General features: G+C 62.9%; 23 protein-coding genes. 10 read left to right on the forward strand and 13 right to left on the reverse strand.

Going from position 1 to position 22,642, the window contains the following annotated elements; genetic code table 11:
* Positions 1 to 157 precede the first annotated feature (157 nt).
* Entirely contained in the window at positions 158 to 1,357 is a 1,200-nt protein-coding gene (gene tyrS / locus F6X62_RS00270; RefSeq protein ID WP_063542468.1) for a tyrosine--tRNA ligase, read from the reverse strand.
* Between the two features lie 233 nt (positions 1,358 to 1,590).
* On the opposite strand from tyrS, the gene F6X62_RS00280 reads away from it, so the two are divergent.
* On the forward strand, positions 1,591 to 3,012 hold the full coding sequence (locus F6X62_RS00280) for a peptidoglycan DD-metalloendopeptidase family protein (protein ID WP_063542466.1): 1,422 nt from the start codon (positions 1,591 to 1,593) through the stop codon (positions 3,010 to 3,012).
* A 3-nt stretch (positions 3,013 to 3,015) separates the two neighbouring features.
* On the forward strand, positions 3,016 to 4,107 hold the full coding sequence (locus F6X62_RS00285; RefSeq protein WP_153772374.1) for an anhydro-N-acetylmuramic acid kinase: 1,092 nt from the start codon (positions 3,016 to 3,018) through the stop codon (positions 4,105 to 4,107).
* 54 nt (positions 4,108 to 4,161) lie between these two features.
* On the opposite strand, the gene erpA is transcribed toward F6X62_RS00285, so the two are convergent.
* Complete coding sequence (erpA, locus tag F6X62_RS00290; protein WP_029615063.1) at positions 4,162 to 4,512, reverse strand: iron-sulfur cluster insertion protein ErpA; 351 nt, start codon at positions 4,510 to 4,512, stop codon at positions 4,162 to 4,164.
* Between the two features lie 144 nt (positions 4,513 to 4,656).
* Positions 4,657 to 5,691, reverse strand: coding sequence for an N-acetyl-gamma-glutamyl-phosphate reductase (argC, locus tag F6X62_RS00295; RefSeq protein WP_063542462.1), 1,035 nt, complete (start codon positions 5,689 to 5,691; stop codon positions 4,657 to 4,659).
* Between the two features lie 141 nt (positions 5,692 to 5,832).
* On the opposite strand from argC, the gene hemJ reads away from it, so the two are divergent.
* The 6 genes from hemJ to F6X62_RS00325 all read left to right on the forward strand — a co-directional run bounded on the left by hemJ (position 5,833) and on the right by F6X62_RS00325 (position 10,261).
* Positions 5,833 to 6,258 carry a protoporphyrinogen oxidase HemJ gene (gene hemJ, locus F6X62_RS00300; protein WP_153772375.1) on the forward strand — a complete coding sequence of 142 codons (426 nt, stop codon included), beginning with the start codon at positions 5,833 to 5,835 and terminating at the stop codon, positions 6,256 to 6,258.
* A gap of 30 nt (positions 6,259 to 6,288) precedes the next feature.
* Positions 6,289 to 7,236, forward strand: a complete 948-nt coding sequence (locus F6X62_RS00305) for a nitronate monooxygenase family protein (protein WP_054892248.1) — start codon at positions 6,289 to 6,291, stop codon at positions 7,234 to 7,236.
* A 75-nt stretch (positions 7,237 to 7,311) separates the two neighbouring features.
* Positions 7,312 to 8,094, forward strand: coding sequence for an SDR family oxidoreductase (locus F6X62_RS00310; RefSeq protein WP_153772376.1), 783 nt, complete (start codon positions 7,312 to 7,314; stop codon positions 8,092 to 8,094).
* Positions 8,095 to 8,158: 64 nt separating this feature from the next.
* Complete coding sequence (locus tag F6X62_RS00315) at positions 8,159 to 8,497, forward strand: histidine triad nucleotide-binding protein (RefSeq protein ID WP_151925239.1); 339 nt, start codon at positions 8,159 to 8,161, stop codon at positions 8,495 to 8,497.
* Between the two features lie 66 nt (positions 8,498 to 8,563).
* Positions 8,564 to 9,211 carry a 2-polyprenyl-3-methyl-6-methoxy-1,4-benzoquinone monooxygenase gene (gene coq7, locus F6X62_RS00320; RefSeq protein ID WP_112897195.1) on the forward strand — a complete coding sequence of 216 codons (648 nt, stop codon included), beginning with the start codon at positions 8,564 to 8,566 and terminating at the stop codon, positions 9,209 to 9,211.
* A 9-nt stretch (positions 9,212 to 9,220) separates the two neighbouring features.
* Positions 9,221 to 10,261, forward strand: coding sequence for a DUF2157 domain-containing protein (locus F6X62_RS00325; RefSeq protein ID WP_153772377.1), 1,041 nt, complete (start codon positions 9,221 to 9,223; stop codon positions 10,259 to 10,261).
* Between the two features lie 28 nt (positions 10,262 to 10,289).
* Here the strand turns inward: F6X62_RS00325 and F6X62_RS00330 are convergent, their stop codons facing one another.
* Complete coding sequence (locus tag F6X62_RS00330) at positions 10,290 to 10,712, reverse strand: OsmC family protein (RefSeq protein WP_028689009.1); 423 nt, start codon at positions 10,710 to 10,712, stop codon at positions 10,290 to 10,292.
* A gap of 190 nt (positions 10,713 to 10,902) precedes the next feature.
* Between F6X62_RS00330 and crp the strand changes: the two genes are divergently transcribed.
* A complete protein-coding gene (crp, locus tag F6X62_RS00335; RefSeq protein WP_153772378.1) occupies positions 10,903 to 11,547 on the forward strand; it encodes a cAMP-activated global transcriptional regulator CRP in 645 nt (214 codons plus the stop codon).
* On the opposite strand, the gene F6X62_RS00340 is transcribed toward crp, so the two are convergent.
* From F6X62_RS00340 to F6X62_RS00355, 4 genes are all read right to left on the reverse strand, one after another.
* Positions 11,544 to 12,248, reverse strand: a complete 705-nt coding sequence (locus F6X62_RS00340) for a lipoate--protein ligase family protein (RefSeq protein WP_153772379.1) — start codon at positions 12,246 to 12,248, stop codon at positions 11,544 to 11,546. The two genes, crp and F6X62_RS00340, sit on opposite strands and share 4 nt — an antisense overlap.
* A 91-nt stretch (positions 12,249 to 12,339) precedes the next feature.
* Positions 12,340 to 13,173 carry an indole-3-glycerol phosphate synthase TrpC gene (gene trpC / locus F6X62_RS00345; RefSeq protein WP_153772380.1) on the reverse strand — a complete coding sequence of 278 codons (834 nt, stop codon included), beginning with the start codon at positions 13,171 to 13,173 and terminating at the stop codon, positions 12,340 to 12,342.
* Complete coding sequence (gene trpD / locus F6X62_RS00350) at positions 13,170 to 14,219, reverse strand: anthranilate phosphoribosyltransferase (RefSeq protein ID WP_054892239.1); 1,050 nt, start codon at positions 14,217 to 14,219, stop codon at positions 13,170 to 13,172. Before trpD ends, trpC begins: the two co-directional genes overlap by 4 nt.
* A 9-nt stretch (positions 14,220 to 14,228) precedes the next feature.
* Positions 14,229 to 14,822 carry an aminodeoxychorismate/anthranilate synthase component II gene (locus tag F6X62_RS00355; protein WP_054892238.1) on the reverse strand — a complete coding sequence of 198 codons (594 nt, stop codon included), beginning with the start codon at positions 14,820 to 14,822 and terminating at the stop codon, positions 14,229 to 14,231.
* Positions 14,823 to 15,184: 362 nt separating this feature from the next.
* On the opposite strand from F6X62_RS00355, the gene estP reads away from it, so the two are divergent.
* Entirely contained in the window at positions 15,185 to 17,086 is a 1,902-nt protein-coding gene (gene estP, locus F6X62_RS00360; protein WP_153772381.1) for an esterase EstP, read from the forward strand.
* A 144-nt stretch (positions 17,087 to 17,230) separates the two neighbouring features.
* Here estP and trpE read toward each other — a convergent pair whose 3' ends face one another.
* The 5 genes from trpE to F6X62_RS00385 all read right to left on the reverse strand — a co-directional run bounded on the left by trpE (position 17,231) and on the right by F6X62_RS00385 (position 22,589).
* On the reverse strand, positions 17,231 to 18,712 hold the full coding sequence (trpE, locus tag F6X62_RS00365) for an anthranilate synthase component I (protein ID WP_153772382.1): 1,482 nt from the start codon (positions 18,710 to 18,712) through the stop codon (positions 17,231 to 17,233).
* A gap of 70 nt (positions 18,713 to 18,782) precedes the next feature.
* Positions 18,783 to 19,601: a phosphoglycolate phosphatase gene (locus tag F6X62_RS00370; RefSeq protein WP_063542440.1), complete on the reverse strand. Its 819-nt coding sequence runs from the start codon at positions 19,599 to 19,601 to the stop codon at positions 18,783 to 18,785.
* Positions 19,598 to 20,272, reverse strand: a complete 675-nt coding sequence (gene rpe / locus F6X62_RS00375; RefSeq protein ID WP_054892234.1) for a ribulose-phosphate 3-epimerase — start codon at positions 20,270 to 20,272, stop codon at positions 19,598 to 19,600. Before rpe ends, F6X62_RS00370 begins: the two co-directional genes overlap by 4 nt.
* 230 nt (positions 20,273 to 20,502) lie before the next feature.
* Positions 20,503 to 21,330 (reverse strand): ABC transporter permease, encoded by an 828-nt coding sequence (locus tag F6X62_RS00380; RefSeq protein WP_153772383.1) that lies wholly within the window; start codon positions 21,328 to 21,330, stop codon positions 20,503 to 20,505.
* 11 nt (positions 21,331 to 21,341) lie between these two features.
* Positions 21,342 to 22,589 (reverse strand): ABC transporter permease, encoded by a 1,248-nt coding sequence (locus F6X62_RS00385; RefSeq protein ID WP_063542436.1) that lies wholly within the window; start codon positions 22,587 to 22,589, stop codon positions 21,342 to 21,344.
* Between the last annotated feature and the right edge of the window lie 53 nt (positions 22,590 to 22,642).

Here is a 22,642-nt window from a genome sequence, read left to right on the forward strand (position 1 = left end):
GGAGTTTTGCGTTCCGTTTGCTGCGGAAGTGGGGCGCATTATAAGGGGATCTGAGAGGCCGTCAACCTTTTATTTCAAGAATCTTTCAGATCACTGAAAACACAGCGGGGAGGCCTGTCGGCCTCCCCGGTTTATATAGAGCTACACCATCAGGCGATCACTCAGCCTTCAGCGTAACCCGTCCAAACGACTTCTTGCCCGCCTGGCACACATGGGTAGCACCCAGCGCAAACATGAAGTCCTTGTCGATGACTGCACCATCAACCTTGACCGCACCACTGCCTAGCAGATCACGTGCCTGTGCCGAGTTCTTCACCAGGCCCGCACGATTGAGCACCGCCGCGATCGGCAGGGCCTCAGCCGCAACCACCTCGATCTCCGGAAGATCTTCCGGCAGCTCGCCATCCTTCATGCGGTTGCCGGCAGCGCGGTGAGCGTTCGCCGCAGCCTCTTCACCATGGAAACGCGCCACGATCTCTTCGGCCAGCTTGATCTTGATGTCACGAGGGTTCGCGCCCTTCTCGACATCGGCACGAAACTGATCGATTTCCTCCATCGAGCGGAAGCTCAGCAGCTCGAAGTAACGCCACATCAGCGTATCCGGAATCGACACCAACTTGCTGTACATCACGCCAGGCGCTTCCTGGATACCCACATAATTGCCCAGCGACTTGGACATCTTCTTCACGCCATCGAGCCCTTCCAGCAACGGCATGGTCACGATGTTCTGAGCTTCCTGACCATAGGCGCGCTGCAGCTCACGCCCCATCAACAGGTTGAACTTCTGGTCGGTACCACCCAGCTCGACATCAGCCTTGAGCGCAACCGAGTCGTAACCCTGCACCAGCGGATAGAGGAACTCATGGATGGCGATCGGCTGCTGGCTGGTGTAGCGCTTGTCGAAGTCGTCACGTTCGAGCATGCGCGCGACGGTGTACTGGGACGCCAGGCGAATGAAGTCGGCCGGGGTCAGCGTATCCATCCAGGTGGAGTTGAACGCCACCTCGGTCTTGGCCGGGTCGAGAATCTTGAACACTTGCTGTTTATAGGTTTCGGCGTTGTCCAGAACCTGCTCACGGGTCAGCGGCGGGCGCGTGGCACTTTTGCCGCTCGGGTCACCGATCATGCCGGTGAAGTCACCGATCAGGAAGATCACCTGGTGCCCCAGCTCCTGGAACTGCCGCAGCTTGTTGATCAGTACGGTATGGCCCAGATGCAGATCAGGAGCCGTTGGGTCGAAGCCAGCCTTGATACGCAGCGGCTGGCCGCGCTTGAGCTTCTCCACCAGTTCCGACTCGACCAACACCTCTTCTGCACCGCGCTTGATAAGCGCCAGCTGCTCTTCAACCGACTTCATAGACAGACCCGCAAGGCTCAGATTCAAAGGGGACCAACCATACAAGATCGGCCGTCAAATACAAGTTTCGCAAAGGAATGTGACCCGAGAGGCGCCTTGCGGCGTCTACGCGCCCTTGCGCGAAAATGGATTTGGTTATATTTTATACAGTTATTTCATCTTCATCATGTCATTCATCTTTTTCAGCGTATTCAGTCACCTTTTTCATTCACTTTTTCAAAGTCACCTTATCTATGACCAACGACACGCCTAAAGCGCCCCCGCTTTATCCGAAAAGCCATCTGTTGGCCGCCAGCGGCATCGCCGCCCTGCTCAGCCTGGCCTTGCTGGTATTTCCCTCCAGCGACGTAGAAGCGAAGAAGACCACCCTCAGCCTCGAGCTCGAAACCCCGGCCGAGCAACTCAAGGACGAATCCAAGGCCGCACCGCTGGTGCAGTCCACCGAATCCACCGGCTCGCCCTTCGCCCAGATCGAAGGGGATGAACCCGCTACAGAACAGGCCGCCGAGCAACCGCAACCCGTCGCACAGGAAAAGGCGCAAGACAAGGCTCCCGGCCATCGCGAAGTCGTGGTCGCCCGTGGCGACACCCTCTCCACGCTGTTCGCCAAAGTGGGCCTGCCTGCCAACGTCGTGCATGACGTGCTGGCCAGCGACAAGCAAGCCAAGCAGTTCAGCCAGCTTAAACACGGCCAGGTGCTGCAGTTCGAGCTGGACAAGGACGGCCAACTGGCCAGCTTGCACAGCCAGGTCAGCAACCTCGAAAGCATCCGCCTGAACAAGACCGACAAGGGTTACGCGTTCGAGCGCGAAATCACCAAGCCCCTGGTGCGAACCGCCTACGCCCATGGCGTCATCAAGAGTTCGCTCTCGGCCTCGGCCCAACGTGCCGGCCTTTCCCACAGCCTGACCATGGATATGGCCCGCGTGCTGGGCTACGACATCGACTTCGCCCAGGACATCCGCCCTGGCGACGAATTCGACGTGGTCTACGAACAGAAGGTCATGGATGGCAAGGTGATCGGCACCGGCAACATCCTCTCGGCGCGTTTCACCAATCGCGGCAAGACCTACACCGCCGTGCGCTACACCAACAAACAGGGCAATACCAGCTACTACACCGCTGACGGCAACAGCCTGCGCAAGGCGTTCATCCGCACACCGGTAGACTTCGCCCGCATCAGCTCGCGCTTCTCCGCCGGACGCAAGCACCCGATCCTGAACAAGATTCGCGCCCACAAGGGTGTCGACTATGCAGCGCCTCGCGGCACGCCAATCAAGGCAGCCGGTGATGGCCGCATCGAGCTGGCCGGCCGCCGGGGCGGCTACGGCAACACCGTCATCATCGCCCACGGCAACACCTACAAGACCCTGTATGGCCACATGCAGGGCTTCGCCAAAGGCATCAAGACCGGCAGCAACGTCAAGCAGGGCCAGATCATCGGCTATATCGGCACCACCGGTCTCTCCACTGGCCCACACCTACACTACGAGTTCCAGGTCAACGGCGTCCATGTCGACCCGCTGAGCCAGAAGGTGCCGATGGCCGATCCGATCGCCAAAGCCGAGCGCCAGCGCTTCATGCAGCAAAGCCAACCCCTGATCGCTCGCATGGATCAGGAAAAGGCCACGCTGCTCGCCGCCAACAAGCGCTGATTCATGGCGTTCTACCTGGGGGTGATGTCCGGCACCAGCCTTGACGGCCTGGACATTGCCCTGATCGAACAACGCGAGCAGCCCCGGTTGCTCGCCACCCGCTACCTGCCCATGCCCTCCGACCTTCGCCAGGACCTGCTGAGCCTCTGCGCCAGCGGCCCTGACGAGATCGCACGGGCAGCGCTGGCAGAGAACCGCTGGGCTGGCCTTGCTGCAGAAGGCACCCGGCAATTGCTGGCCGAGCAGAAACTCGAGCCCAGCGCCATCCGCGCCATCGGCAGCCACGGCCAGACCATCCGCCACGAACCGGCCCGAGGCTTCACCGTGCAGATCGGCAATCCTGCCTTGCTCGCCGAATTGACCGGCATCTGCGTGGTAGGTGATTTCCGTCGACGCGACGTGGCTGCAGGTGGCCAGGGCGCACCGCTGGTCCCGGCCTTCCACGAAGCGCTGTTCGGCCATCTGGGACAGCGCCTGGCCGTACTCAACGTCGGCGGCTTCAGCAACCTGAGCCTAATTGCCCAGGACACTCCGGTACATGGCTTCGACTGCGGCCCGGGCAATGTGCTGCTGGATGCATGGATCGAGCGCAAGCGCGGCCAGACCTTCGACGCCGATGGCGCATGGGCGGCGAGTGGCAAGGTGCAGGACCAATTGCTGGCGGCACTGCTGAGCGACCCGTTCTTTGCCGGCAACGGCCCCAAGAGCACCGGGCGCGAGGTATTCAACCTGCCCTGGCTCGATGCCCACCTGGCAACGTTGCCGCACTACCGCGACGAAGACGTTCAGGCCACGCTGCTGGAGCTGACTGCACGCAGCATCACCGATGCCTTGCGCAATGCCCAGCAGGATACCGAGGCCCTGATGGTCTGCGGCGGTGGCGCGCGCAATGGCACCCTGATGAACCGGCTGGCCGCCTTGCTGCCTGCCGCGAAAGTGACCATCACCAGCGCCCAAGGTGTCGATCCGGACTGGGTCGAGGCAATGGCATTCGCATGGCTGGCTCATTGCTGCCTCGAAGGCATCCCGGCTAACCGCCCAAGTGTCACGGCTGCCAGAGGGCTACGAGTACTGGGTGCGATCTACCCAGCCTGAACGACAGAAACGAAAACGCCGCGCAATTGCGCGGCGTTTTCGTTCAAGCGCGACTCAGATCGAAAACGACGAACCGCACCCGCAGGTGGTAGCGGCGTTCGGGTTCTTGATCACGAAGCGCGAGCCTTCCAGGCCTTCCTGGTAGTCCACTTCGGCGCCCGCCAGATACTGGAAGCTCATCGGGTCAACGACCAGCGAAACGCCTTCGCGCTCGACAATGGTGTCATCCTCGGCAACGTCCTCATCGAAGGTGAAGCCGTACTGGAAACCCGAGCAGCCGCCGCCTGTGACGAACACACGCAGCTTGAGGCGATCATTGCCTTCTTCGGATACCAGGGTCTTCACCTTGTGCGCAGCCCCTTGGGTAAACTCCAAAGCGGTGGGGGTGAAGGTTTCAACGCTCATGTTGGTTCTCCCGGCGTAAGCCGCCATAAAACTCGATGACGCGCATTATCCGCTTCTCCGAGAAAATTGGTCAAGAATTGTGCGGCTTTGGTCGACACAAACGAAAAGGCCCGCACGAGGCGGGCCTATTCACCTGCTTTACGATTAAGGCAGCAGGCCAGCGTGGGACAGGCCCATGCGCTCATCCAGCCCGAACAGGATGTTCAGGTTCTGCACCGCCTGGCCGGACGCGCCCTTGACCAGGTTGTCGATCACCGACAGCACCACCACCAGATCACCACCCTGCGGGCGATGGACGGCGATACGGCAGACGTTGGCGCCACGCACGCTGCGGGTCTCAGGGTGGCTACCGGCCGGCATCACGTCGACGAACGGCTCGTTCGCATAGCGTTTCTCGAACAGCGCCTGCAGGTCGACCGAGGTGTCGACAACATTCGCGTAGAGGGTGGCATGAATACCGCGAATCATCGGAGTCAGGTGAGGCACGAAGGTCAGACCGATATCCTTGCCCGCTGCCAGGCGTAGGCCCTGGCTGATTTCCGGCAGGTGGCGGTGCCCTTTGACTGCATAGGCCTTCATGCTTTCGCCGGCCTCGCAGAACAGCGAGCCCACTGCAGCACCGCGGCCTGCGCCACTAACACCGGACTTGCAGTCGGCAATCAGGCGCGACGGATCGGCCAGACCCGCTTCGAGCAGTGGCAGGAAACCAAGCTGGGTCGCGGTCGGGTAGCAACCCGGCACGGCGATCAGGCGCGCCTGGCGGATCTTCTCGCGGTTCACTTCAGGCAGGCCGTAAACGGCATCCTTGAGCAGTTCCGGCGCGCCATGCGGCTGGCCGTACCACTTGCCCCACTCGACGGCGTCCTGCAGACGGAAGTCGGCAGACAGGTCGATGACTTTGGTCCCGGCAGCCAGCAACTCACCGGCCAGGGCATGGGCAACGCCATGCGGTGTGGCGAAGAACACCACGTCACAGGCGCCGAGCGTCTTGCTGTCCGGGACGCTGAACTGCAAACCGTCATAGTGGCCGCGCAGGTTCGGGTACATGTCGGCCACCGCGACACCCGCCTCGGAGCGCGATGTGATGACCGCTACCTCGGCCTGTGGGTGCTGTGCCAGTAGGCGCAACAGTTCGACACCGGTGTAACCCGTGCCGCCGACGATACCGACCTTGATCATAACGCTTGCCCCTCATCAACGAGACCACTGGAAAGCGCACGATAATAGGGTTACGTGACGCCTGTAACAACTCTTGGGTACCCCTTCGTAGCGCCGGACCACTACTATCTGACCACCGTGAAAACCTGAAGGAACTCCCCCATGCTCTATCTCTGGATCAAGGCGCTGCATATCGTCAGCGTGGTCTGCTGGTTCGCCGGTCTGTTCTACCTGCCGCGCCTGTTCGTCTACCACGCCCAGAGCCAGGACAGCATCAGCCAGGAACGCTTCGTCATCATGGAGCGCAAGCTGTACCGCGGCATCATGAACCCGGCAATGATCGCCACCTACGTGTTCGGTATCTGGATGCTCTACCTCACGCCCGGCTGGCTGAGCCAGGGCTGGCTGCACGCCAAGCTGACCCTGGTGATCCTGCTGACCGGCTACCATCACGTATGCGGCGCACAACGCAAACGCTTCGCCGCCGGACAGAACACCCGCAGCCATGTGTACTACCGCTGGTTCAACGAAGTACCGGTATTGATCCTACTGGCCATCGTAATTCTGGTGGCGGTCAAACCGTTCTGAGCATACCCCCCTGAGCAAAGGAGCCTTGCCATGTCCCTGCCCGCAACACTTGAACACCGTCTGCGACTGCCTGTGGTTGCCGCGCCGATGTTCCTGATTTCCAACCCGCAGCTGGTCCTGGCTTGCTGCGCCAACGGTGTGGTGGGCAGCTTTCCGGCGTTGAACCAGCGCGACAGTGCTGGCTTCAAGGCCTGGCTGGAGGAGATCGAGGCGGGCCTGGCACAGTTGCATGCGCCCGCGCCTTATGCCGTCAACCTCATCGTGCACCCGAGCAACCCGCGCCTGCAGGCCGATCTCGCCCTGTGCGTGGAGCACCAGGTTCCCATCGTGATCACCAGCCTGGGCGCGGTGAAGGAGGTGGTAGACGCGGTGCACGGTTATGGCGGCCTGGTGTTCCACGATGTCACCACCCGTCGTCACGCCGAGAAAGCCGCCGAAGCCGGCGTCGATGGCCTGATCGCCGTGGCTGCGGGCGCCGGCGGTCATGCCGGGACTTGGAGCCCGTTCGCCCTGGTCGCGGAGATCCGCCAATTCTTCGACAAGACCCTGCTGTTGGCCGGTTGCATCAACCACGGTCACGAAATTCTCGCGGCACGTCTGCTGGGCGCCGATCTCGCATACATGGGCACACGCTTCATCGCCACCCGCGAGAGCCAAGCCCAGGACGCCTACAAAAAAATGCTCCTCGATGCCCATGCTGCCGACATCGTCCACACCCCAGCGGTGTCGGGTGTGCCGGCCAGCTTTCTGCGCCAGAGCCTGGAGCAGGCCGGCTACGACATGGCCGCGCTCAAGCACAATCCGGGCGAGGTCAAGCTCAAACCGCTGGATGAAGAAGCCAAGGCCTGGAAAACCGTGTGGTCGGCTGGCCAGGGCGCGGGCGGTATCCATGACCTGCCCGATACGGCAGCGCTGATCGAGCGCCTGCGTGACGAATACCAGGCAGCCCAGCTTCGCAGCGCTGAACTGGCGCGCTGAAGCCCCTGCAAAAGACCACAACCGCCCCGGCCAAGCTGTACACTAGGCGCCCTCTTCCGCCCCCAGGAGCCTTGCATGACCCGTTACGCCATGATCACCGGAGCTTCCAGCGGCCTGGGCCTGGCCCTGGCGGAGGCCCTGGCGCGGCGCGGGCGCAACCTGATCCTGGTGGCACGCCATCGTGAGACCCTCGAACCGATCGCGATCGAGCTGACCCAGCGCTTCGGTGTCGAGGTTCTGCTGCGCGCCTGCGACCTCAGCCAGCCTTTGCGCCTGTCGGGATTCGTACTTGAGCTGGAAGAGGGCGAGCGGCGCATCGACCTGCTGGTCAACTGTGCCGGCCAGCGCACCTACGGGCCCTTCCTGGCCCATGAGTGGGCCGACGAACAAGACCTGCTGGAGGTCAATATCCTCGCCCTGACCCGCCTGTGCCACGCGATCGGCAACCTGATGGCGGTGCACGGTGGCGGCCAGATCCTCAACGTAGCCTCACTGGCCAGCGCCGCGCCAGGTCCGTGGATGGCCTGCTACAGCGCCAGCAAGGCCTATGTACTGAGTTTCTCGGAAGCCCTGCGCGAAGAACTGCGTCGTACCGGGATCAAGGTGTCGGTGTTGTGCCCGGGCCCGATCCGCTCGGCAAAACGACACATCCCAAGGCTGGAGGGCAGTTCGCGCTGCCTGAGTGCCGAAGAAGTGGCGCTGTACACAGTGCGCGCGCTGGACAAGAACCGCGCCCTGATCATGCCGGGCCGACGCAATCGCTGGCTGGCCTTCGCCCCGCGCCTTCTGCCGCGCTGGGTGAGCCGCAAGCTGGCGGGCGTGATCCATCGTCGCTACTGCCCGATCGGCGCCGAGTAACCTCTGTCCGAGCAGCGCTTCGCTGAGTACACTGCGCTTCGACCCTCACCAAGGAGCAAGTGACGTGGACGATCTATTCCTCAAGATCATCAACCGGGAAATCCCGGCGGATATCATCTACGAAGATGACCAGATCCTGGCCTTCAAGGATATCGCCCCTGCGGCGCCGGTACATTTTCTGGTCATCCCGAAAAAGCACATCCCGACCCTCAACCACCTGACTGAAGAGGACAAGGCACTGGCTGGCCACATCCTGTTCACCGCCCAGCGCCTGGCCGTCGAACAGGGCTGCGAGGAAGGTTTCCGCGTGGTCATGAATTGCAACCCCAAGGGTGGGCAGACGGTCTATCACATCCACATGCACGTGCTCGGCCAGCGTCAGATGAACTGGCCACCGGGCTGACCCAAGGCAAGCCCATCCGGCATGATTGAGTTAAACTGTCGGGCATCACTTTAGTGGAGGTGCCCGATGGCTACCGAACGTCACTATTCGCCGCTCGACCGCTTGTTGCTGCAGGCTGACACCGCCATGCGCACCTTGCTGCCCTTCAGCGGCCAACCTTCCCGTCCCTCGCCCGCGATCATCCAGCCTGACGCCGAGCTGGACGAGTCCCAGACCCGCCATATCGCCGGCCTGATGCGCATCAACCATACCGGTGAAGTCTGCGCCCAGGCGCTCTACCAAGGCCAGGCACTGACCGCCAAGCTGCCGCAGGTACGCAAGGCCATGGAGCATGCCGCTGAGGAAGAGATCGACCACCTGGCCTGGTGCGAACAGCGCATCCGCCAACTGGGCAGTCATCCGAGTGTGCTCAACCCGTTGTTCTATGGCATGTCGTTCGGCATCGGTGCCCTCGCCGGCCTGGTCAGCGACAAGGTCAGCCTGGGTTTCGTCGCCGCCACCGAGCATCAGGTCTGCAAGCACCTGGACGAGCACCTCGAACAGATCCCCGAGGAAGACGAAAAATCCCGCGCCATTCTCGAGCAGATGCGCGTCGATGAAGAGCAACACGCCGAATCCGCACTGGAAGCAGGCGGCTACCGCTTCCCTGCCCCGGTGCGTTTCGGCATGAGCCTGCTGGCCAAGGTGATGACCAAGAGCACCTACCGAATCTAGGACGAGCCGATGACCGAGCGCTTCGATGCCAAGGACCTGGCCAGCGCCGTAAGCGCCGGCATTCTCCAGCCAGGACAGGATCGAGCGCTGCTCGAGTTCCTGCGCCAGCAACCGCAACAACAGGGCCGGTTCCAGCTGGCCCATGTCGCTTTCTACTTCGGCGCCCTGCTGATCATGGCCGCCATGGGCTGGTTGCTCACCGAAGCCTGGATGCGCATTGGTGATACAGCACTGCTGACCGCCGCCCTCCTCTATATCGCCGCGCTTACCCTGTTCGCCCTGTCACTCCAGCGCCGTGGACAGGCCATTGCTGCTGGCGTTCTCGCAGCGGTGGCCGTGAGCATCGTGCCGTTGGTGGTGTTCGCCATCGAGCGCCTGCTCGGCTGGTGGCCGCTGGATGACCTGCAGTTCGACTACCACCAGTACTACACCTACGTACAGGGCGGTTGGCTGCTGATGGAAGCGGCAACCGTCGTCGCCGGGCTGGCGATGCTGCGCCTGGTGCCTTTCCCCTTCATCGTGATGCCAATTGCCGTGGCCTTGTGGTTCATGTCCATGGACCTCAGCGAATGGTTCTACGGCGAAGTGTTCAGTTGGGAGCAGCGCCAGAAGGTCTCGGTGTGGTTCGGCCTGCTGTTGCTGGCCGTGTTCCTGGCTGTCGATGGTCGCACGCGCCGCGATTACGCCTACTGGGGCTATCTGGCAGGGCTTCTGGCATTCTGGGGCGGGTTGACTTCGATGAACAGCGACAGTGAGCTGGGCAAGGCGCTCTATTGTCTGATCAACCTTGGCCTGATGGGATGTGCAGTGCTGCTGCGCCGACCGATGTTCATGGTATTCGGCGCCATGGGCGTGGCGGCGTACCTGGGCTACCTGTCGTATGACGTGTTCGCCGAGTCGTTGCTGTTCCCGGTAGTGATCACACTGATCGGGCTTGGCGTGATCGGCCTTGGGTTGGCTTACCAGAAACGCCGCGAGCACCTGAGCCAGTCGTTGCGGGCAAAGCTGCCGCAATGGTTGCTCGACGCGTTACCGGCCCTGCGCGACTGAAAAGGGGCCGCCAGGCGGCCCCACCACTTCAACCCAGCTCTACGATCTCGTAGCCATGGGTGATCTCCACACCCGCACGATCGAGCATGATCGATGCCGAGCAATACTTCTCGGCCGACAGCTCAACCGCTCGCTTGACCTGCGCCTCTTTGAGGCCACGGCCCTTGACCACGAAGTTCAGGTGGATTTTGGTGAATACCTTCGGATCTTCGCTGGCGCGCTCAGCCTCCAGAAAAGCTTCGCAGCTTTCCACCGCCTGTCGGGATTTCTTCAGGATGCTGACCACATCGAAACTGCTGCAGCCACCCAGGCCGAGCAGCAGCATCTCCATCGGGCGTACGCCCAGGTTACGACCGCCAGCCTCGGGAGGACCGTCCATGACCACGACATGCCCACTCCCCGACTCACCGAGGAACATGGCCTCACCGGCCCACTGGATGCGTGCCTTCATCTATCCGGACTCCTGATTTCGTAAAAGGTCGTCAGCTTAGACCTTGTAGCGCTGTCGGAAAAGCTCAAGACGTTGGGGTTTCATGCCGATAAAGCCGAAGTGTCTGATAAGCTGACGCCAAATCACTGGCGCCCGCCGTCAGAAACCTCCTACAAAAATGCCTCTGCGTCGCTCGAACAGGATTTTCGTGATGGTAGCCTCAGCACTCCCTGCCAAGATCAAGAATATCGACAAGCTGCTGGTGCACTGCCAACGCCGCCGCTATGCCGCCAAGAGCAACATCATCTGCGTCGGCGACCGGGCCGAGACGCTGTCGTTCATCGTCAAGGGATCGGTGACCATCCTGATCGAGGACGACGAAGGTCATGAGATGATCATCGCCTACCTCAACAATGGTGACTTCTTCGGTGAACTGGGGTTGTTCGAACCAGCGGGCCCCGAACAGCAGCGCAGCGCCTGGGTACGGGCCAAGACCGAGTGCGAAGTGGCCGAGATCAGCTACGACAAGTTCCGCGAGCTGGCCCGTCACGATCCGGACATTCTCTACGCCCTTGGCAGCCAGATGGCCCAGCGCCTGCGCAACACTACGCGCAAGGTCGGAGACCTGGCCTTCTTCGACGTCACCGGCCGCGTCGCCCGTTGTCTGCTCGACCTGTGCAAGCAGCCAGATGCCATGACCCACCCCGACGGCATGCAGATCAAGATCACCCGTCAGGAGATCGGGCGGATCGTCGGCTGTTCGCGCGAGATGGTCGGCCGGGTGCTCAAGGATCTTGAAGAACGTAGCCTGGTGCAGGTCAAGGGCAAGACCATGGTGGTCTACGGCACCCGTTAATCCTTGGGCAGCGCCGCGATCACCTCGGCGTAGGCTTGGGACAGCCGTTCGAACCAAGGGGCTGCGGGCACCACTTCATGCAAGGCAATATGGCTGTCGGCGCGGCAACGTTGCTCAAGCCCACAGCAGTCGTTGAAGCGGTTGACCGCCGCCACCATCGACTCGCGCTCGTTTTCCAGCAGCAGCGCGCCATGCACCAGCACCACCGGGCGCTTGCCGCCCAGCCCCTGGCGCCAGCGCTGGGCAGTGCCGACCAGCTTGCGGCCGTTGAGATTGACGTTGTAGCGACCATCGCAGAACGCACCGTCGATCTCCCCGACCGACGCCACACCCCCCCATTCGCGCAAGACATCGCACAGCGGCAGGCACAGGCGCTCGTAAGCGTTCTCGATACGCCCGTGGTCACCTTCGCTGCGCGGTGCGACGTAGACCAGCGCCACGTTCACCGTCGAATGGGACTGCGGCACCGGCTCTCCACCGGTTTCACGCAGCAACACCGGCCAGCCAGCGATCGCCAGCTCGGCACAGGCGGCTTCGAAGTTGTCGAGACGACTCATTCGTCGCGGCATGACCAGAGCATGATCGGTGGGGCGCCAGAACAGCACGCCGGACTCACGCTCGCCACGGCAGACGGCGGCGAGCAGCTCCTGTTCGGCATGCAGGCCCTGTTCGACGGTGAGGGCCAGGGGTTGATCGGTCATTGATCCACCTTGGAAATCTGGTTCACTGGCCCACGAAAGGGCCAGAACAGTCATACAAAAAAGCCGGCATCAAGCCGGCTTCGTTTTTTGATCAGTCCAGAGGCTGAACAGTCTTCTTCACCTGATCCGGGAAGAACAGCCTCTGCAGCTCCAACCCCGGCTGCTCGGCGCGCATGAAGGCTTCGCCCACCAGGAACGAATACACCTCGTTGATTTCCATCAGCTCCACGTCGGCGCGGTTGAGGATACCGCTCTCGGTGACCGCCAGGCGGTCACGCGGAATGCGCGGCAGCAAGTCGAGGGTGGTGTCCAGGCTGACCTCGAAGGTGTGCAGATTGCGGTTGTTGACCCCCACCAGCGGCGTGTCGAGGGTTTTCAGCGCACGCTCGAGCTCATCGCCATCGTGTACCTCCACCAGCACGTCGAGACCGACATCCTTGGCGGTGGCGGCCAGCTCGGCCATCTTCACATCGTCCAGTGCCGAGACGATCAGCAGCACGCAGTCGGCGCCCAGGGCGCGGGCTTCGACGATCTGGTAGGGATCGACCATGAAGTCCTTGCGGATCACCGGCAACGACACGGCAGCACGGGCCTGTTGCAGATACTCGTCAGCGCCCTGGAAGTAATCCACGTCGGTGAGTACCGACAGGCAGGTGGCGCCGCCCTTCTCGTAGCTCACCGCGATTTCGGCAGGCACGAAGTGCTCGCGGATCACGCCCTTGCTCGGCGAGGCCCTCTTGATCTCAGCGATGACCGCAGGCTGCTTGCGCTTGGCCTGTTCGATCAAGGCGTTGGCGAAGCCGCGGGGAGCATCGGCGCCCTTGGCCAGACGCTCCAGTTCGGCGAGGCTTACGCGCGCGCTGCGCTCGGCCACTTCCTGAAACTTGCGGGCAATGATCCTTTCCAGCACCGTCGGTACGCTCATGCTCCGTTCTCCTGCTTGAATACCGCGGTAAAGGCGCCCAGCTCCTGGAGTTTTTCCCAGGCAAGGCCGGTGTGCAGCACATCGTGGGCGAGTTCGACGCCCGACTTCAGGCTCATCGCATGGTCGGCGGCATACAGCGCGGCGCCAGCGTTGAGCACGATCATTTCGGCAGCTTTCTGGCCGTTTTCGGTCTTGCGTCGGCCCAGGGCGTCACGAATCAGCGCCAGCGAAGCCTGTGGGTCCTCGACCGCCAGGCCATGCAGGCTCTGGCTCTTCATGCCAAGGTCTTCCGGTTCGACCCAGTATTCGGTGATCTCACCGTTCTTCAATTCCGCGACGAAGGTCGGCGCGGCCAGGCTGAATTCGTCCAGGCCATCCTTGGAGTGCACCACCAGCACATGCTTGCTGCCCAGGCGCTGCAACACTTCGGCGAGAGGGCGGCACAGGGCCTGGGTGAATACACCAACCACCTGGTGCTTCACACCGGCCGGATTCGTAAGCGGGCCGAGCATGTTGAAGAGCGTACGCAGGCCCAGGTCGCGGCGCGGGCCGGCAGCATGCTTCATTGCACTGTGGTGGGTCTGGGCGAACATGAAACCGATCCCCAGGCTATCGATGCAGCGGGCCACCTGCACTGGCGTAAGGTTCAGGTAGATACCGGCCGCCTCCAGCAGGTCGGCGCTGCCGCTCTTGCCGGACACCGCGCGGTTGCCGTGCTTGGCCACCGGGCAACCGGCCGCGGCGAGCACGAAGGCCGAAGCCGTGGAAACGTTGAAGATGTTGGCCCCGTCGCCGCCAGTGCCGACGATGTCGACCACGCCGTCGAGGCTCTTGAGCTCGACCTTGTCGGCCAGCTCACGCATGACCGAAACGGCGCCGACGATCTCGTCGATGCTCTCGCTCTTCATGCGCATGCCCATCAGAAAGGCGCCGATCTGCGCCTCGGTGCATTGTCCGGTCATGATCTGACGCATGACATCGCGCATTTCGTCTGTGGACAGGTCCAGGTGGCCGACGATGCGGCTCAGCGCGCTCTTGATATCCATGATCGATCCTTAGCGGCGGCCGCCGGTCTGCTTGAGGAAGTTGGCGAACAGCTCGTGGCCCTGCTCGGTGAGGATGGACTCGGGGTGGAACTGCACCCCTTCGATGTTCAAGGTCTTGTGGCGCAGGCCCATGATCTCGTCGACCGAACCGTCTGCATGGGCAGTCCAGGCGGTGACTTCGAGGCAGTCCGGCAGGGTTTCGCGCTTGACCACCAGAGAATGGTAGCGGGTCACGGTCAACGGGTTGTTCAGGCCGGCGAACACACCCAGGTCGCGGTGGAACACCGGGCTGGTCTTGCCATGCATGACCTGGCGGGCCCGCACCACATCACCGCCATACGCCTGGCCGATGGACTGGTGGCCCAGGCACACACCGAGGATCGGCAGCTTGCCGGCAAAGTGCAGGATGGCCTCGATGGAAACGCCTGCCTCGCTGGGCGTGCAAGGGCCGGGCGAGACGACGATGCGCTCCGGGTTGAGGGCTTCGATCTGGGCGATGGTCAGTTCGTCGTTGCGAATGACCTTGACCTCGGCACCCAACTCGCCGAGGTACTGGACGACGTTGTAGGTGAAGGAGTCGTAATTGTCGATCATCAGTAACATCTGGGCTCAACCTCTTGAATCTACTGACTGTGCTTTCGAACCTTCCTGCCTCGACCATGGGCGCGGCTCTACCGCGACAGCGAAGATGGAACGACAGGAGGGCAAACGGGGGCGGGCCGGACAGGACCGGCAGGAGAAAGAGTCAGGCGCGCCAACGCCAACGGGCGTGAGCCTTGATAACGCGCATCAGGAGTTTGCTGACGATCAACACGGGGTAGTTCTCGCTCATACGTCCCGGCACAGTAGCCTACCGCGACGACAGGCGCAATACGCCGCAAATACTGGGGAACGAACGGACTGCGCGCTTTTTTGCTAAGGTCTTCGGGCTTGTCTCCATAAAAACAATGAAAAGGAACTTCCACATGCGACAGCCACCTTTCCTGCGCACGGCCCTGTGCCTGCTCACCCTCGCCTGCAGCCAGGCCATGGCGGCGCCCTCGCCGTACTCTTCGCTGATCGTATTCGGCGACAGCCTGAGCGATGCAGGGCAGTTCCCTGACCTCACCGGTGGCACGCCAGGCATGCGCTTCACCAATCGCGATGCGAACGGCAACTATGCCCCGGTATCGCCCATGATCCTTGGCGGGAAGCTGGGCTTTTCCGACACGGAACTGGGCCCATCCACCTCGCTGGTCAATCTTGTGCAAGGTCGCCCCGACGGCAACAACTGGGCCGTCGGCGGCTACACGACACAGCAGATCCTCGACTCGATCACCGACACCTCCGAGGCGGTCATTCCACCCGGGCGCCCTGGCGCAGGTCTCGTCCTGCGTGAGCGCCCCGGCTACCTGGCCAACGGCTTGCGAGCCGACCCGAATGCGCTCTACTACGTCACCGGTGGCGGTAATGACTTCCTGCAGGGGCAGGTCAACAGCCCCGCCGATGCCGCCGCCGCTGGCGCCCGGCTGGCCGCCAGTGCCCAGGCCCTGCAGCAGGGCGGAGCGCGCTACATCATGGTGTGGCTGCTGCCCGACCTGGGGCAGACCCCGAATTTCAGCGGTACGCCGCAGCAGGGCCCGCTGTCGCAGCTCTCGGGCGTATTCAACCAGTCGCTACTGAACCAATTGCGCCAGATCGACGCTGAAATCATCCCGCTGAACATCCCCACCCTGCTCGGCGAAGCGCTGCGCAGCCCGGCGGAGTTCGGCCTGGCCGCAGACCAGAACCTGGTCGGCACTTGCTACAGCGGCGACAGCTGCGTGCAAAACCCGGTCTATGGCGCCAACGGCACCAACCCCGACCCAACCCGGCTGCTGTTCAACGACTCGGTACACCCAACCATCGCTGGCCAGCAACTGATCGCCGACTACGCCTACTCCATCCTCGCCGCCCCTTGGGAACTGACGCTGCTTCCGGAAATGGCCCACGCCAGCCTGCGCGCCCATCAGGATGAGCTGCGCAACCAGTGGCAGACACCCTGGCAGGCAGTTGGTCAGTGGCAAGCCTTCGTCGCCACTGGCGCCCAGGATCTGGACTTCGGCAGCCAGCGCAGTTCGGCAAGTGGCGATGGCCGCGGTTACAACCTGACCCTCGGCGGCAGCTACCGGCTCGATGATGCGTGGCGCGTCGGCCTGGCAGCCGGCGTCTACAGACAGAAACTGGAGGCAGGCCAACAGGACTCGGACTACAAGCTCGACAGCTACCTGGCCAGTGCCTTCGCCCAGTTCCGCGAGAACCGCTGGTGGGCCGATGCGACGCTGACTGCCGGGCAGCTGGACTACAGCGATCTCAAACGCAGCTTCGCCCTGGGTGCCAGCGAGCGTACCGAAAAAGGCGATACCGATGGCGAGGCCTGGGCCATCAGCGGGCGACTGGGCTACAACCTGGCCGCCGACGCGAGCAGCTGGCAATTGGCGCCGTTCATCAGCGCTGACTATGCGCGAGTCAAGGTCGATGGCTATGACGAGAAGAGCGGACGCTCCACGGCCCTGGCTTTCGACGACCAGGACCGCAAATCCCGCCGCCTGGGTGCAGGACTGCTGGGCAGTGTGCAAGTGCTGCCGAGCACGCGGTTGTTCGCTGAGGTCGCGCGCGAGCACGAGTTCGAGGATGACCGCCAGGACCTGACCATGCACCTGACCACCCTGCCGGGCAACGACTTCACCCTCGCCGGCTACACGCCGCACAGCAACCTGACCCGCGCGAGCCTGGGCCTCAGCCATGAACTGGTGCCGGGGGTGAACCTGCGGGGCAATTACAACTGGCGCAAGAGTGATGAGCTGCGTCAGCAGGGAGTCAGTCTGGCGGTGAGCCTGGACTTTTGAGGGTTAACCCGTCGCGGTGCCAGCCCGCTCCTACAGAAATTGCAGTGAACCTGTAGGAGCGGGCTGGCCCCGCGATGGGCTGCGCAGCAGCCCACTCACACCACCAAAAAAACGGCGCTCATCAGAGCGCCGTTTTTTCATCCATCAGCCGCGCGGCGTCTGCTCGGCCAGCGCCACGGCACGGAACATCGCCCGACGCTTGTTGATGGTCTCTTCCCACTCCAGTGCCGGTACCGAGTCGGCCACGATGCCGCCACCGGCCTGCACGTGCAGTTCGCCGTCCTTGATCACCGCAGTACGGATGGCAATGGCGGTGTCCATGTTGCCGTTCCAGGCAAAGTAACCCACTGCACCACCATAGACACCCCGCTTGACCGGCTCCAGCTCGTCGATGATCTCCATCGCCCGGATCTTCGGCGCGCCCGACAAGGTGCCGGCCGGCAGGATCGCACGCAGTGCGTCCATCGCCGTCAGCCCCTCGGCCAACTCGCCGGTGACGTTCGAGACGATATGCATGACGTTCGAATAACGCTCGATCACCATTTTCTCGGTCAGGCGCACGCTGCCCGTGGACGACACACGCCCCACATCGTTGCGCCCCAGGTCGATCAGCATCAGGTGCTCGGCGATTTCCTTGTCGTCCGACAGCAGGTCGTCTTCCAGCGCACGGTCGGCCTCTTCGTTGGCGCCGCGCGGGCGGGTGCCGGCGATCGGACGTACGGTGACCAGATTATCCTCGACCCGCACCAGCACTTCCGGCGAGCTGCCGACCACATGGAAGTCGCCGAAGTTGAAGAAGTACATGTAGGGGGTCGGGTTGAAGCAGCGCAGCGCCCGGTACAGGTCGATGGGCGCAGCCTTGAAGTCGATGGACATGCGCTGCGACGGCACGACCTGCATGCAGTCGCCAGCGAGGATGTATTCCTTGATCCGCCCGACCGCATTCTCGTAGTCGTCCCGGGTGTAGCTGGAGCGGAATTCAGGCTCAGCGGCCATCGGCCCGCTGAGGTCCAGCCCCCGACGCGGGGTGATTGGCTGGCGCAGCTTGTCGAGCAAGCCATCCAGACGCGCCTTGCCCTGCTCGAACGCCTGCGCTTCGGACGGGTCGACCAGCACGATCGCGTGCATCTTGCCGGCCAGGTTGTCGAACACCACCACGGCGTCGGAGACCATCAGCAGAATGTCCGGCACCCCCAGCGGATCCGGGTTCGGGCAGGCGCCCAGGCGCTTCTCGACATAGCGCACGCAGTCATAGCCGAAATAGCCGACCAGGCCACCATTGAAGCGCGGCAGTCCAGGAATGTCGGCGACCTTGTAGCGGTCCTTGAACGACTCGACGAATGCCAGTGGATCCTCGACCTCGTGGCTCTCTACCTCGACGCCATCGTGCAGGATGCTCACCCGGTAGCCGTGCACGCGCATCACCGTGCGCGAAGGCAGGCCGATCATCGAATAGCGCCCCCACTTCTCCCCGCCCTGCACGGACTCGAGCAGATAAGAGTTGGCCTGGTCGGCAAGCTTCAGGTAGATCGACAGCGGCGTATCGAAGTCGGCCAGGGTTTCACAGGCCAGGGGAATGCGGTTGTAGCCGGCAGCGGCCAGGCGCAGGAATTCTTCGCGGGTCATGGGTAGCCTCGTGGCAAGCAGCAATGGGTTCGGGCAAGCGGACGGGCCGGCAGGCGCCGGCGAGCGGGAGTCAGGCGCGCCAGCGCCAACGGGCCAGGGCCTTGATGACTTTCATCCAGAATTTGCCGGTAACACCCACAGTGGAGTCTCTGTCTTGGGAGGCTTGAAGGTCCGCCCACGTTATCCCAGTGTCGGTGACTAAGCAACCGGGCAACAGCAGGCGCAGATCGTCGAGTACCAGGCTCGGCGACTCCTCGTCGATCGGCCGACCGTGGTTGTAGCCGTAGGTCAGGCCGACGCTCTTGACCCCCGCCGCCCTGGCCGCCTGCACGTCACTGCGCGAATCGCCGACGAACAGCGACTGCTCGGGCGCGATGCCGGCCATCTTCATGACGAACAGCAACGCCGCCGGGTCGGGTTTCTTCTGTGGCAGGGTGTCGCCACCGATGATCCAGCGGAAATAGCGACCGATCTTCATCTGGTCCAGCAACGGCCCGACAAAGCGTTCGGGCTTGTTGGTGATCAGCGCCATCTCCACGCCCTGCTTGCGCAACCAGCGCAAGGTGTCGCGCACGCCTGGGTAGACCACGGTCAGCTCATGGCTTTCGCCATAAGCTTCCATGAACAGTGCCAGCGCACGCTCAGCCAGTTGCGCATCGACGGCATCGTGCTCGATGCCGCCGGCCAGGGCGCGGCGCACCAGCACCTCGGCACCGTTGCCCACCCACTGGCGCACGGCATCCAGCCCTGCGGCCGGGCGCCCCAGTTCGAGCAGCATGCGGTCCACGGCGGCGGCCAGGTCCGGTACCGAATCGATCAACGTACCGTCCAGATCGAACATCACCAGCCTGGGCAGCGTCCCGGGGAACAGCTGCTCGAAGCCACTCATGGGCGGGCCTGGGCCAGTTCGGCGCGCATCTTGGCGATCACTTCCTGGTAGTCCGGGGCGTTGAAGATCGCCGAGCCGGCAACGAAGGTGTCGGCGCCGGCAGCGGCGATTTCACGGATGTTGCCGACGTTGACGCCGCCATCGATCTCCAGGCGGATATCGCGCCCGCTGGCATCGATCAGCGCGCGGGCTTCGCGCAGCTTGTCGAGGGTGCCTGGGATGAACTTCTGCCCGCCGAAGCCGGGGTTGACGCTCATCAGCAGGACCATGTCGACCTTGTCCATCACGTATTTCAGTGCGTCCAGGCTGGTGGCCGGGTTGAATACCAGGCCGGCCTTGCAGCCGCCGTCCTTGATCAGTTGCAGTGAACGGTCGATGTGTTGCGACGCTTCCGGGTGGAAGGTGATGTAGGTAGCGCCGGCCTCGATGAAGTCGCCGATGATGCGGTCGACCGGGCTGACCATCAGGTGCACATCGATCGGCGCGGTCACGCCGTACTTGCGCAGTGCCGTGCAGACCATCGGACCGATGGTCAGGTTGGGCACGTAGTGGTTGTCCATGACATCGAAGTGGACGATGTCGGCCCCGGCGGCCAGAACCTTGTCGACGTCCTCGCCCAGACGGGCGAAATCGGCGGAAAGAATGGAGGGGGCAATAGCGTAGGGCTGCATGGCGCACCTATGTGGTGGAAATCACGGTGGCGCGCATTGTAACTCAGGGAAGTGGACGGGGGCTGATTGGTATCAATTGGTGTCGAACGGTGCACGGAACCGGGGTTGTCTGTACCGGCCTCATCGCGGGGCAAGCCCGCCCCTACCAGTACAGCGCTGCCCTCATGAACGGCGGGGCAACTGTGGGAGCGGGCTTGCCCCGCGATGAGGCCGGTGCAGCTGCCGCAGGATCAGGTCGGCTGCTGGGTCCGCAACTTCTCGCTGCGTCCGCGCAACCACTCCAGGGTCAGCAGCAGGATTACCGAAAACGCAATCAGCAACGTGGCCGCCGCCGCAATGGTCGGGCTGAGGTTCTCGCGAATGCCACTGAACATCTGCCGCGGCAAGGTGGCCTGCTCGGGGCCAGCGAGGAACAGCGTCACCACCACCTCATCGAAGGACGTGGCAAAGGCGAACAGCGCTCCGGAAATCACGCCCGGCGCAATCAGCGGCAAGGTCACCCGACGGAAGGTCAGCAAGGGCGAGGCGCCGAGGCTGGCCGCGGCGCGCACCAGGTTGTAGTTGAACCCCTGCAGGGTCGCCGACACGGTGATGATCACGAACGGCACGCCCAGCACCGCGTGCACCAGGATCAACGAAATGAAGCTGTTACCCATCCCCAGCGGCGCGAAGAACAAGTAGCTGGCCACACCGATGATCACCACCGGCACCACCATCGGCGAAATCACCAGCGCCATCACCAGCGACTTGCCGGGGAAGTCGCCGCGGGTCAGGCCGATCGCGGCCAGGGTGCCGAACACCATGGCCAGTACCGTGGCCGCCGGAGCGACGATGATGCTGTTCTTCAGCGCGCGCATCCACTCGGCAGAGGCGAAGAAGTCCTGATACCACTGCAGCGAAAAGCCCTGCAGCGGGTACACCAGGAAGCTGCCGCTGTTGAACGACAGCGGAATGATCACCAGCACCGGCAAGACCAGGAACAACAGGATCAGGCCGCAGAGAATGCGCAGGCTGTAGAACCAGACCCGCTCCACGGGCGACATGTAAGGGCTCAGCATGACAAGGCTCCTCAGCTCAGGCGCAGGCGGCTGGCACCGACCAGCCAGCTATAGATCAGGTACAGCAGCACGGTTGCCAGCAACAGCAACCCGCCCAGGGCCGTGGCCATGCCCCAGTTGATGCTGGTGTTGGTATAGAAGGCGACGAAGTAACTGACCATCTGGTCGTTCGGGCTGCCCAGCAGGGCCGGGGTGATGTAGTAGCCGATGGCAAGGATGAACACCAATAGGCAGCCGGCGCCGACACCGGCGTAAGTCTGCGGGAAGTACACCCGCCAGAAGCTGGCAAACGGATGACAGCCCAGCGAGATCGCCGCACGCATGTAGCTGGGCGAAATACCCTTCATCACGCTGTACAACGGCAGGATCATGAACGGCAGCAGGATGTGCACCATGGAGATGTAGACCCCGGTGCGGTTGAACACCAGCTCCAGCGGCTGATCGATGATGCCAATGGCCATCAGCGCGCTGTTGATCAGGCCGCCAGACTGCAACAGCACGATCCACGCCGCCACCCGCACCAGGATCGAAGTCCAGAACGGCAACAACACCAGGATCATCAACAGGTTGCTCTGCCGGGTCGGCAGGTTGGCCAGCAGGTAGGCGAGCGGATAGGCCAGCACCAGGCAGATCACGGTGATCACCACCCCCATCCACAGGGTGCGGGCAAAAATGTCCAGATAAATGGCCTGGTCAGGGGTGGTCTTGGCCAGTTCGCCCAGATCATCGATGCGGTGATCCAGCGAGGCCAGCAGATAGAAAGGTGTCACCTCACTGGTGTTACGGCGAATTGCCTGCCAGTAGGCCGGGTCGCCCCAGCGCTCATCAAGGGTTTGCAGGGCGTCTTTATAGGAAGCCGGTTCGGTCTTGAACGGCAGTGCACGTGCTGTCTTGGACAGCAGGCTGCGGTAGCCGGCCAGCTCCATGTTCAGGCGCTTGGAAAGCTCTCCCAGGGTCTGGTTCTTGCGCGATTCGGCCAGGTCCTCGCTGAGGGCCTTGTACACCGCCTCGTCGGGCAGGCTCTTGCCATCCCACTGCAACACGGCGTCGACGGTGCGCGGAAGGCCTGCTACCACCTCAGGGTTTTCGACGCTCTTGTACAACAGTGCGGCGATCGGCACGAGGAACACCAGCAGCAGGAACAGCGCCAGCGGCGCGATCAACGCCTGGGCCTTCCAGCGGTTGACCCGTTCGGCGCGCTTGAGGCGCTGTTTGAGACTTGGACCTGCGCCTTCATTCAGGGGCACTGCAATGGCCATGGCGAACTCCGAAAAACACAGAAAACGAGGGAGCGCCGGTCAAACCCCGGCGC

It is taken from the genome of Pseudomonas sp. MNR3A (genome assembly GCF_009650575.1).
Classification (GTDB): domain Bacteria; phylum Pseudomonadota; class Gammaproteobacteria; order Pseudomonadales; family Pseudomonadaceae; genus Aquipseudomonas; species Aquipseudomonas machongensis.

Coding starts and splice junctions, on each gene's coding strand:
- F6X62_RS00380 (WP_153772383.1), bottom strand. CDS start 21,330: ATGCTGAGCCCTTACATGTCGCCCGTGGAGCGGGTCTGGTTCTACAGC.
- trpE (WP_153772382.1), bottom strand. CDS start 18,712: ATGACCCGCGAAGAATTCCTGCGCCTGGCCGCTGCCGGCTACAACCGC.
- trpD (WP_054892239.1), bottom strand. CDS start 14,219: ATGGATATCAAGAGCGCGCTGAGCCGCATCGTCGGCCACCTGGACCTG.
- argC (WP_063542462.1), bottom strand. CDS start 5,691: ATGATCAAGGTCGGTATCGTCGGCGGCACGGGTTACACCGGTGTCGAA.
- hemJ (WP_153772375.1), top strand. CDS start 5,833: ATGCTCTATCTCTGGATCAAGGCGCTGCATATCGTCAGCGTGGTCTGC.
- estP (WP_153772381.1), top strand. CDS start 15,185: ATGCGACAGCCACCTTTCCTGCGCACGGCCCTGTGCCTGCTCACCCTC.
- F6X62_RS00280 (WP_063542466.1), top strand. CDS start 1,591: ATGACCAACGACACGCCTAAAGCGCCCCCGCTTTATCCGAAAAGCCAT.
- F6X62_RS00325 (WP_153772377.1), top strand. CDS start 9,221: ATGACCGAGCGCTTCGATGCCAAGGACCTGGCCAGCGCCGTAAGCGCC.
- coq7 (WP_112897195.1), top strand. CDS start 8,564: ATGGCTACCGAACGTCACTATTCGCCGCTCGACCGCTTGTTGCTGCAG.
- F6X62_RS00285 (WP_153772374.1), top strand. CDS start 3,016: ATGGCGTTCTACCTGGGGGTGATGTCCGGCACCAGCCTTGACGGCCTG.
- tyrS (WP_063542468.1), bottom strand. CDS start 1,357: ATGAAGTCGGTTGAAGAGCAGCTGGCGCTTATCAAGCGCGGTGCAGAA.
- F6X62_RS00385 (WP_063542436.1), bottom strand. CDS start 22,589: ATGGCCATTGCAGTGCCCCTGAATGAAGGCGCAGGTCCAAGTCTCAAA.
- F6X62_RS00310 (WP_153772376.1), top strand. CDS start 7,312: ATGACCCGTTACGCCATGATCACCGGAGCTTCCAGCGGCCTGGGCCTG.
- rpe (WP_054892234.1), bottom strand. CDS start 20,272: ATGCAGCCCTACGCTATTGCCCCCTCCATTCTTTCCGCCGATTTCGCC.
- F6X62_RS00340 (WP_153772379.1), bottom strand. CDS start 12,248: ATGACCGATCAACCCCTGGCCCTCACCGTCGAACAGGGCCTGCATGCC.
- crp (WP_153772378.1), top strand. CDS start 10,903: ATGGTAGCCTCAGCACTCCCTGCCAAGATCAAGAATATCGACAAGCTG.
- F6X62_RS00355 (WP_054892238.1), bottom strand. CDS start 14,822: ATGTTACTGATGATCGACAATTACGACTCCTTCACCTACAACGTCGTC.
- F6X62_RS00370 (WP_063542440.1), bottom strand. CDS start 19,601: ATGAGTGGCTTCGAGCAGCTGTTCCCCGGGACGCTGCCCAGGCTGGTG.
- trpC (WP_153772380.1), bottom strand. CDS start 13,173: ATGAGCGTACCGACGGTGCTGGAAAGGATCATTGCCCGCAAGTTTCAG.
- F6X62_RS00330 (WP_028689009.1), bottom strand. CDS start 10,712: ATGAAGGCACGCATCCAGTGGGCCGGTGAGGCCATGTTCCTCGGTGAG.
- F6X62_RS00305 (WP_054892248.1), top strand. CDS start 6,289: ATGTCCCTGCCCGCAACACTTGAACACCGTCTGCGACTGCCTGTGGTT.
- erpA (WP_029615063.1), bottom strand. CDS start 4,512: ATGAGCGTTGAAACCTTCACCCCCACCGCTTTGGAGTTTACCCAAGGG.